Origin of the sequence: Desulfotomaculum sp. OF05-3, from assembly GCF_003435535.1 — a bacterium.
Classification (GTDB): Bacteria; Bacillota; Clostridia; order Lachnospirales; family Lachnospiraceae; genus Pilosibacter; species Pilosibacter fragilis.
On sequence record NZ_QWGO01000029.1, the window covers coordinates 26,064 to 34,886 of the forward strand.

General features: G+C 49.2%; 13 protein-coding genes. All 13 read left to right on the forward strand.

The window, feature by feature from the left end:
• Positions 1–6 precede the first annotated feature (6 nt).
• The 13 genes from DXA87_RS13740 (at position 7) to DXA87_RS13795 (ending at position 8,473) form a co-directional block, all read left to right on the forward strand.
• Entirely contained in the window at positions 7–558 is a 552-nt protein-coding gene (locus DXA87_RS13740) for a DUF4304 domain-containing protein (protein ID WP_006059611.1), read from the forward strand.
• 26 nt (positions 559–584) lie between these two features.
• Positions 585–1,121, forward strand: a complete 537-nt coding sequence (locus DXA87_RS13745; protein WP_006059612.1) for a hypothetical protein — start codon at positions 585–587, stop codon at positions 1,119–1,121.
• A gap of 11 nt (positions 1,122–1,132) precedes the next feature.
• A complete protein-coding gene (locus DXA87_RS13750) occupies positions 1,133–1,492 on the forward strand; it encodes a hypothetical protein (protein ID WP_006059613.1) in 360 nt (119 codons plus the stop codon).
• A 15-nt stretch (positions 1,493–1,507) separates the two neighbouring features.
• A complete protein-coding gene (locus DXA87_RS13755; protein WP_008723402.1) occupies positions 1,508–2,152 on the forward strand; it encodes a DUF3885 domain-containing protein in 645 nt (214 codons plus the stop codon).
• Between the two features lie 27 nt (positions 2,153–2,179).
• The gene (locus DXA87_RS13760) at positions 2,180–2,959 is read left to right on the forward strand and encodes a hypothetical protein (protein ID WP_117504953.1); all 780 of its coding nucleotides are present in this window, start codon (positions 2,180–2,182) and stop codon (positions 2,957–2,959) included.
• 26 nt (positions 2,960–2,985) lie between these two features.
• The gene (locus tag DXA87_RS13765; protein WP_054354337.1) at positions 2,986–3,861 is read left to right on the forward strand and encodes a hypothetical protein; all 876 of its coding nucleotides are present in this window, start codon (positions 2,986–2,988) and stop codon (positions 3,859–3,861) included.
• Positions 3,858–4,736 carry a DUF4261 domain-containing protein gene (locus DXA87_RS13770; RefSeq protein ID WP_006059617.1) on the forward strand — a complete coding sequence of 293 codons (879 nt, stop codon included), beginning with the start codon at positions 3,858–3,860 and terminating at the stop codon, positions 4,734–4,736. Before DXA87_RS13765 ends, DXA87_RS13770 begins: the two co-directional genes overlap by 4 nt.
• Positions 4,737–4,877 carry a hypothetical protein gene (locus DXA87_RS18195; RefSeq protein WP_006059618.1) on the forward strand — a complete coding sequence of 47 codons (141 nt, stop codon included), beginning with the start codon at positions 4,737–4,739 and terminating at the stop codon, positions 4,875–4,877.
• A 28-nt stretch (positions 4,878–4,905) separates the two neighbouring features.
• Positions 4,906–5,868 carry a WYL domain-containing protein gene (locus DXA87_RS13775; RefSeq protein WP_006773000.1) on the forward strand — a complete coding sequence of 321 codons (963 nt, stop codon included), beginning with the start codon at positions 4,906–4,908 and terminating at the stop codon, positions 5,866–5,868.
• Between the two features lie 131 nt (positions 5,869–5,999).
• Positions 6,000–6,368, forward strand: a complete 369-nt coding sequence (locus DXA87_RS13780) for a helix-turn-helix transcriptional regulator (protein ID WP_117504955.1) — start codon at positions 6,000–6,002, stop codon at positions 6,366–6,368.
• An 11-nt stretch (positions 6,369–6,379) separates the two neighbouring features.
• Complete coding sequence (locus tag DXA87_RS13785) at positions 6,380–6,994, forward strand: ImmA/IrrE family metallo-endopeptidase (RefSeq protein ID WP_002592912.1); 615 nt, start codon at positions 6,380–6,382, stop codon at positions 6,992–6,994.
• 104 nt (positions 6,995–7,098) lie between these two features.
• The gene (locus DXA87_RS13790) at positions 7,099–7,647 is read left to right on the forward strand and encodes a hypothetical protein (protein ID WP_003524838.1); all 549 of its coding nucleotides are present in this window, start codon (positions 7,099–7,101) and stop codon (positions 7,645–7,647) included.
• Between the two features lie 277 nt (positions 7,648–7,924).
• On the forward strand, positions 7,925–8,473 hold the full coding sequence (locus DXA87_RS13795) for a sigma-70 family RNA polymerase sigma factor (RefSeq protein ID WP_006059623.1): 549 nt from the start codon (positions 7,925–7,927) through the stop codon (positions 8,471–8,473).
• Positions 8,474–8,823 lie beyond the last annotated feature (350 nt).

Below are 8,823 nucleotides of genomic sequence, written 5' to 3' on the forward strand. Positions count from 1 at the left end.
GGCAACATGGAGAAGAAGGATTTTCCCAAGGGAACCAAGCCCCGTGAGATCTTCGTCTATACCTGTGAGCGGATCGCGGAGCCTTTGAACCCGCTGGGCTACAAATACCGCAAGAGCAAAAATGACATCTACAAAAAAGACGGCATCTTTGTGTTCTCCTTTTACTTTTCCCCCTCCATCCGCTTTGGCTCCACCACTTTTACTGCCTTCTTCGATGTGAGTTCCCCGGTGATTGCCCAGTGGCGCAGTGAGCAGGAAGGGACGGAGGAAACCTATGATGGTATCGTGGGTACCTCCATCGCCCGGCTGACCCACCGGTATGATGACTTCCCCCGCTATGAGGTATCTACTCTGCTGGAGCGGGAACGCTCTATCCAGGAAATTTCCGGGCAGATCCAGGACTATGCACTACCATTCTTTGCCCGGTTTTCCAATCTGCCCAAGCTGCTGGACGATGTGGAACAGGAGGGGTTCTTCCCCCATCGGAAGGGGTTCGATGTCCCTAAGCGGAATCGGGAGTTCATCGAATGCTTCCGGGAGTATCTCCAAAAGCAGTAGGAATCAGCAGAAAGGAAACAACACCTATGTCAAACAGTAGAGTATCCACTTGGAGTGGAATCCGGAACAAATTGGAGAATGACTACCTGTGCCCGGCACTCCGGGGCCACATCCAGTATTTTGCCACCAGTTACAGCAAAAGCGCCGACCATGAGGGCCGGGCCGCCATTCGTGTGGACGGCGTGGAAGTGCTGCGGAGCAACTACTACACCTATTTTGAAAATGTGTGGACGAAATTTCATCACTTGCGCTCCACCACGCTGAAAGATCACGACTCCGCAAAAGAGGCCATCAATCAGGCTCATGCCTATGCGCTGGAGCAGGGCACCTTTGACCAAAAGGTGTTCTATGAGGCGTTTGGAATCTTTGACAACCAGAGCATCGAGAAAAGCCTTGTCAGCGAGAATCCCCTTGTCCGTATCTTTGCCCTTCTGGATCGCAGGCTTGGCAAGCGCCGCCTGCTGGCTTTGGAGGACTCCATGGAGCAGGAACTGGACTGGGTGCGGGCTTTCTATGTGATCCGGTTGCAGGCCGAAGGGCTGATGGAAGCGAATAACATTTAGGAGGAACCACCATGTCACAGATCGCGTCCTTTTATCTGATAAAAAATAACCAGCGGCAGGAGTTGTCCGACGGTGACTGCTCCGGCGCGGTCTACATGGCCATCTGGGACTGGTGTGAGAGCGAACTGGATCTGGATGTCCGTTTTCCTGCTCCCCAGACGGAAGACACCCTGGACTGCGCTCTGCTGGAGGGAGAGCTGGCGTCTCAACTGCTGGCAGCTCTGCGGGAGCAGGATCTCCCGGAGCTGGCCGCTGAAATTGCCCCGGACTGGGATCTGCCCACCGAGGCGGTGCAAAGCGGGCTTAATACGCTGCGCTCCCATCTGGAACTGGTGCAGGGCGATGCTGCTCTGCTGTATGAAATGACATGAGAACGGAGGGATACCATGCTGGCAAAGCGGTTTGAACACATTTTACATGATCTGGGCATGGCTGGGCTGGAACACCCTCTGTTCTACCATGCACCGGTGGGCATTCGTTTTAAGATCGGCGGGGAGGAACCAATCTATCTGGATAGGCGTGCGGCGAAGCTGAAAACCAACCCCGCTTATGTTCAGGGGGCGCTGGACCGAGCCGCCGCGATCTATCGGGCACTTCCGGCGGTGCCGGACCTTCTGCGGATCGACGGGTATCCCGATGAAGAACCCGCCGAGTCCCTGCTGACCGTTATCCGGCAGCGAGTGGGCCTCCCAGTTCCCGATGAACAACTTTCGGCCACAGAGCAGGATGAAGATGGGGATACCCATGCACAAGTGCAGTTTTACTGGGATCTCAGCAAGATCAGCTTTCAACCAGAGCTGCTTCTTCGGGAAATCATTCTGGGGGACATCGGCGGCTGGAACGGCTTTGTGTCCAGCGTCTATCTGGCTGGGCCGGGGCCGTTCCTCTACCATTTGTATGATGACCGTGGGCTGGATGTGCTGGGCGGCTCACAGAAGCTGCTATTGCCTCTCTATCATCAATTTCATGACTGGATTTTGGAATACGATCTGGAGAAGATTGACCAGATGTTCGCTCCAGCAAAAGAATGACTGCATAACAGAAAAGGAGACATTGCTATGGGACTTGATATTTACGCCGGGCCGCTGACCCGGTACTATTCTCACAACTGGAAAACTGTTGTTCAGCAGTGGGCGGAGGAAAACGGATACACCTTTAACCGGATCACCCCGGATGGAGAACCCGCCGACAACGAGGAGGAGCTGTCCCCGGCTGAGATCCAGGCGGCAGTGGAGGACTGGCGGGATCAGATCTTAGCCGCCATTTCCCAGCCGAACCAGCCGCACTACACTCCATGGCCGGAGGACAACGAGCGGCCCTATTACACCGATAAGCCGGATTGGGATGCCTTTGGCGCTATGCTGCTGGTGGCTGCCTGTCATACATACGAGGAACCGGTGCCTCTCACCGTGGAGAAGGACTGGGACTTCGGGGAGCATCCCCTGATTGCCCGCCTTGCATCGGACGAGGAGCGGGTGTGGTCCCTGCTTCGGGGCGCGACTTGGTGGCTTCCCCTCACCGACAGCTTTCTATTCCAAGGCCCTCTGCCCACCGATGATCAGACGATGATCGCCACCTTGGGCGGACTGCGGAAGGAGCTGGAAAAGCTGAACCAGCTGGCATGGCAGGCCGATGAGGACACTATCCTTGGTTGGGCAGACACGGAGGGATACCCGGTAGACGGAACCGTAGACTCAGATGGACAGTACAGCAAGGCAGACATCCCGGAACACACCCAGTATGACACCCAATCCTTGGCCAAGTTTGCCTTCTCCGTGTTCTGGCGGGCCATGCGGTTTGCCGAGGAGCAGCGGGTGCCTATCCTGCTTGACTATTAAAGAGAATTCGTCAGGGGGTGGAGACCGTGGAACAAAAACGGCCGGCAGATATATTTCAGGAGCTTCTGGACTACCTATGGAACGGCCTGGGCCTGGAGGAAAAGGGCTGGAAGCGGCTGAAAAAGGGCGACTTCAAAAAGAGAACAAAAAACGGCCTGACCTACCTGATCTGGTTTGATCGGAGGCGCTACAACTACATAGACTACGAAATCGGCCATGGAAATGTTGAGGTGGGCTTCACCTGTATCATAAAGCAGGGAGATGATTGTCTCTACTCTTTCAAAATAGAACCGACAACAGGCGGTTCGTTCTTTCGGATGCTGACAGAGGATCTGCGGTTGGACACCGGGCTGCTGGACACCTTCCTGCCCCTGATCCAAGCCCACTACCTTGACTTTATCTCTCACTTTGAGGTGGACCCAGCAGAGGCGCTCCAGCCGGTCTGCGCCCCCTTTATCCAGCCGGAGGATTACAGCTGGTGCATTCATGTGGATGAGCAGATGGTGGAACGGTACGGAACATCGGAGCAGCTGGCGGAGTACCGCCATCAGGCGGAATTGCGCGGAACGCCTGAACACAAGGCAAAGAACTGGATGGGTTCGATGTTGTTCCACCTCTCCCACGCCAATGATGTGGATCAAGCCTGGGCCTCAAGCCGCACCAGAGAGGAACTGGACCAGGTGGTGGAACCCTTTGTGCAGGCCAAGCGGCAGACAGGACAGTGGACACAGGAGGATGAGGCGGGCTATCAGCTCTACCGGCAGGAAACAGATCCGAAGAAGCGCACCTTTCGGGTATGGTATCTCATCGCCAACCCCCGCGGCCTGCCGAAAGAGTTTGTCCAGAAAGAGCTGGAGTTTCGGTGGAAACTGTTCCCAGAAAAGAAGGAGGAAACCAAATGAGCAATAAAGCTTTCCAGCAAAATCTGGACGACAAAAAAGGCCCCCAGCCCGGTGGCCCCTATCTCATTCAGATGCTGTTCAAAGAGCCGGTAGAAATGCCGGATAAAGAAAAAATGACTGCTGTAATGGAGAAGCACATCGGATCAACAGAGTGCTTCTGTTATGATAAGAAAATGGCTGGCTTTGCCGCACAGGAGCATATTGCAGAGTTCAAGGACGGAAAATGCCCGGTGCAGCTGATGGTGATGAAATGCGACAAGTTCAAGGGCAAAGGCTTTGATGCCTTCCTGATGAGCCAGATGTGGGACTGCCAGGAGGACCGGGAGCGGATCTTCCGGGAGTGCAAATATCAGGTGGTAGCCACCGATATGCTGGCTGCGACACTTCCGGCGCTGGAGCGTGCCAACCTGGATGCCGACTTTTTGGAGGCTCTTGCGGAGCTGTACCCCACCTGTGAGGCATTCTATTTCCAGAACTGCGGCAAGCTGTTTCTGGCAGAGGATGTACGCTCCCACCAGATTGAGGGTCCGGATCGGTTCATCCGCTTTGGGGTCAATGTCCGCTTCTTTAACATTGAGGGCACTGAGGATATGCTCATCGACACGGTGGGCATGAGTACCCTGTTTCTGCCCGACCTCCAGTACCACTTCCACGACATGGACCCAAACTGGGTGGTAAACCACGCCTATAATGTTGCGTCCTATATTCTGGAGCATGATAATCCCATTGGGGATGGTGAAACCATAGACGGCGTGGCGGATGGCCAGATGTGTCGGGAGATCCAGTGGAAGTGCCAGTATGAGGACGCCCTGATCCAGCCGCCCAGAGGGGTGCTGGACATCAACATGGGAAACTATGCTTCGGGAGGACGCTGAATGAATGGCGTTGTGCTCCTGGTAGGCGGACTTCTGCTTGTGGCGGTGATCAAGCTGATTATAGATCGAAATTGGATCGGCCTGCTTCTCTGTGCTGTCGCCCTGCTTCTGGTCTTTGGGGCTGGACACCATACAAAATAGGCCATTTTAAGAATCGAGGAGGTGAAGTATGCAGAATTCAACAAATATGCGGATACTGGAATTACTCCGGTTTCTCTATGAGCGGACCGATGAAAACCATCCCGCCACAGTATCTGACATCATTGCCCATCTGAATGGAAAAGGAATTCAGGCAGTGCGGCAGACTGTTTACGCAGATACCAATGCGCTGATCGATGCGGGGATTGATATTGTGGTGGTTAAGAGTACCCAAAACCAATATTTTATGGGAAACCGCCTGTTTGAGTATCCAGAACTGAAAATGCTGACAGACGCAGTAGCATCCTCGAAGATCATTTCTGCCAAGAAGTCTGAGGAGCTGGTGCAGAAATTATGCCGTCTGACCAGTCTACATCAGGCAAAGCAGCTTCAAAAATTTGCTGCTTTATCCAGCCGTGTCAAACCGCATAATGAAAAGGTTTACTACATCATTGACAATATCCAAACAGCGATTGGAAACCATCAGCAAATTCGGTTCCAATACTATGAATATACTCAAGAAAAAAAGAAAATCTTAAAGCATGATGGATATTATTATGTCGTAAATCCTTATGCGCTTGAATGGAAAAATGACCATTACTATTTGATTGGATTTTCTCTGAAGCATCAGAAAATTGCTCACTTCCGTGTAGATCGGCTAACAAGTGTAGAAAATCTGGAAACTTACTTTATGCCGATAGAGGGATTTGATGTAGCCTCCTATACAAATAAAATGGTTGATATGTTTACATCGGAGTCATCGAAGGAAGTAACCCTTCTATGTGAAAACGAATTGATGAGAGTAATCATAGATCATTATGGAGAAGATGCTGCTGTTGATAGGTATGATGATACACACTTCACAGCCAAAATTGAAGTGAACCCCAGTGGAACTTTTTATGGCTGGATATTCAAATTCAAAGGGAAAATAAAAATTCTCTCTCCCAAAGAGTGCATTACGGAAATGCAGCAAATCGCTCAGGAATTTATATAGCGCAAAAGAGGTGTTATTGATTTTTAACACCTCTTTTCAAATGAAATTTTTATCCTTGAAGTGAACAGATGTTCGATATACAATATAAGCAAGATGTTCGCAGTTCGTCGAACAAATGAGAGGTGAATGCTGTGGGCAATATAACTTTTGGATCATTTATAGCCGAGAAACGCAAGGCGCACAAATTCAATTTACGCGATACAGCCAAGCATTTGAATATTGCTTACGGTTATCTGTGTGATATTGAGCAAAGCCGCCGTCCTGCTCCCACTGGAGATTTTGTGGAACGCATCTCTGCCTTTCTGAATTTGGATAAATCAGAACATGAGTTGCTTTTGGATCTGGCTGCAAAATCACGCAATACAGTATCTGCTGATTTGCCAGACTATATCATGGAAAAAGATATTGTTCGGGCAGCCTTGCGTGTGGCAAAAGAAGTAGATGCTACCGATGAAGAATGGCAGACATTTATGAAAATGCTAAAGGAGCGTAAACGATAGGGGGGAGAGCTTTGTCAATTCCACAAATCCGTACAGAAGCAATCGAGGCAGTAGGGCGAAAAATCCTGATGGAATATGATCCCTCTCTGCTATCCGGGCAACCATGTCCTGTGCCAATCGAAACCATTATCGAGACAAAGTTTGATCTAATCCTGGAGTTTCATACACTAAGAAAAAACCCCAAGATATTAGGGGAAACAATTTTCGATGACGGTGCTGTTGTCTTATATGACCAGATACAGAGACAGTATCGAATGATTGCAGTAAGAGCCGGTACAATCTTAATTGATGAACGGCTTTGTGATCCGTCAAAATTAGGGCGGCTCCGTTTTACCTGTGCCCATGAGCTGGCTCATTGGGTACTACATAAGAAGTTGTACTCTGGTACTGGAGATGTTGCTGCTTATAACGGAAATGTTTCTTCCGACGAAAGTCATGGCATAATTGAGCGTCAGGCGGATACTCTGGCTTCTGCTCTGCTGATGCCTTTACCGCAGATCAAAAAATGTTTTTACCGGCTTAAAATAGGCCGGACAGATGAACAGCTCATTGCTGAAATGGCAAATATTTTTGAGGTTTCCAAGCAAGCAATGCAGATTCGTCTAAAATCCAGAAACCTGATATAACCAAATGGGGGAATAGAGAGAGGCACTGCCCTCTCTCACGCTCCTCTGCTATGCTATTTTGTACCTAATATGTTCGCAATATTGCGAACAAGGAGGGATGTTCTATGAGAAAAGAAAGCACAACAATCCAAAAATGTAACAGCAGGCTAACAGCTTTGGGGCTTAACAGCGACGCTGCGTTTCATAGAAGTAAGCTGATTCTAAAGATTTACCGTGATGTAGTCTGGGTTCTGAGTGAACGGGCAGAAGAATTACAAGAAACTGCTTGGATTATGGGAGAACAAGATATAGAGTCTGGCCTCTGCTATCTTGAAAATTTTGCACCAGATATTGAACTGCAAGCCTTTGAAGAAAAAGTTTGCTGCCTTGTTCAAAATCAAATGCTAGTCAATATTATTGACCGTGCACTCCTTCGTCTGAAACGGTATCCGGATCGAGGAGAACTTTACTATGAAATTTTGACTAAGCAATTTATCTATCGGTTCAACAGTACAGAGAAAGAATTGCTGGAAGAACTAAATATAGAGCGCAGTGTCTTTTATGACCGAAAACGAGAAGCCATCTATTTATTTTCTGTTTGCTTGTTTGGATATTCTATTCCAGAAGTCCTGGAGGAGCTGCCCCGACTAAATCCCGACAAATCCCCGACCTAATCCCTACTCCCTTCCGACTTCCGACCTGCTATACTTGTTATAGTGGCAGGAATGCGCTAAATTGAATACTTTTCTACATAAGGCCCGGCATTAACCGGGCTTTTTTCATTCCTGCTGCAATATGGCGGCAGGAACATGGCTGGAGGTGAAAACACTTCCGGCCTTTTTCTTTGCCCGGTATTAGGAGGCCGGTATGCGCTGGGAGGCGTACATAGCAAAATATCCATGACACCGTTCAAATTCGCTGACTACCAAGAATTTGAACGGAGGAAAGGATATGACGAGAGTATTCATTTGGAAAAATAACAGCCCACAGGAATGGGAGGAAATCAGTTTTTCAGCGTTCAGTAAGGCACGCCGCAATGGTTGCTTTACTGGGCGCTTTTTTGTTGAAACAGTCAAAATGTTCCGTGATGAAGATGACCGCATTATCATGGAATGTTCTCGCAAAGATTTTGAAAAATACCAACAGGAGGACCGCCACAGCCGCTATCTCCAGGAACATGAGAAAAGTCGCTCTATATTCCCGGCTTCTCATGTGGGAGATCGTGACGGCACAGAGGAAGGTTATCAGGATACAGATTTGTTTGTGGATGAATCTGTTGATACTGCGGAACAAGCTATTCAGAATTTACTTCTTGAGGATTTACACCAAGCTCTATTGAAACTGAGTCCAGCAGAACGAGATTTTATATTGTCCTATTATGAAATGAAAATACCAAATGCAACTTGTTTAGCCCAACGATATGGTATTACTCGGCAAGCCGCAGATAAGCGATTGAAAAAAATTGAAGAAAAAATAAAAAAGTTGGTTGCGATTTTCTAAAAAAGTGGCAGTAGCAAGTGAGAGGGAAATCCTTTCACTTGCACCTTGACAACCTCATATACGAATCATTAAGTTTGATCCTCTTTGGGCGTAATAGCCGCTACATCAGCGGTATATTTTCTGAGAGCTGCCACTCGCATAACAGGCCAACCCATTTTTGCTGTATAGATGAGTTTTCGGTTTATCAGAAATATATCAGGCTGGAATACATCGGATGGCATCCGGTCATGGCATAACAAGGAGGAAAGCTCTCTTACAGCCATAGTCCGAGCGTGATAATAACCGTCGCAGGCCATGGGTAAGACCAAACGAAGTGGTGTTAGAGTCCGATAGAAACAGCCATCCTAAGG

Excerpts from the sequence above, each read along its gene's own strand:
- DXA87_RS13740 (WP_006059611.1), top strand. The coding sequence starts at position 7 with ATGGAGAAGAAGGATTTTCCCAAGGGAACCAAGCCCCGTGAGATCTTC.
- DXA87_RS13775 (WP_006773000.1), top strand. The coding sequence starts at position 4,906 with ATGCAGAATTCAACAAATATGCGGATACTGGAATTACTCCGGTTTCTC.
- DXA87_RS13760 (WP_117504953.1), top strand. The coding sequence starts at position 2,180 with ATGGGACTTGATATTTACGCCGGGCCGCTGACCCGGTACTATTCTCAC.
- DXA87_RS13755 (WP_008723402.1), top strand. The coding sequence starts at position 1,508 with ATGCTGGCAAAGCGGTTTGAACACATTTTACATGATCTGGGCATGGCT.
- DXA87_RS13770 (WP_006059617.1), top strand. The coding sequence starts at position 3,858 with ATGAGCAATAAAGCTTTCCAGCAAAATCTGGACGACAAAAAAGGCCCC.
- DXA87_RS18195 (WP_006059618.1), top strand. The coding sequence starts at position 4,737 with ATGAATGGCGTTGTGCTCCTGGTAGGCGGACTTCTGCTTGTGGCGGTG.
- DXA87_RS13790 (WP_003524838.1), top strand. The coding sequence starts at position 7,099 with ATGAGAAAAGAAAGCACAACAATCCAAAAATGTAACAGCAGGCTAACA.
- DXA87_RS13750 (WP_006059613.1), top strand. The coding sequence starts at position 1,133 with ATGTCACAGATCGCGTCCTTTTATCTGATAAAAAATAACCAGCGGCAG.
- DXA87_RS13795 (WP_006059623.1), top strand. The coding sequence starts at position 7,925 with ATGACGAGAGTATTCATTTGGAAAAATAACAGCCCACAGGAATGGGAG.
- DXA87_RS13745 (WP_006059612.1), top strand. The coding sequence starts at position 585 with ATGTCAAACAGTAGAGTATCCACTTGGAGTGGAATCCGGAACAAATTG.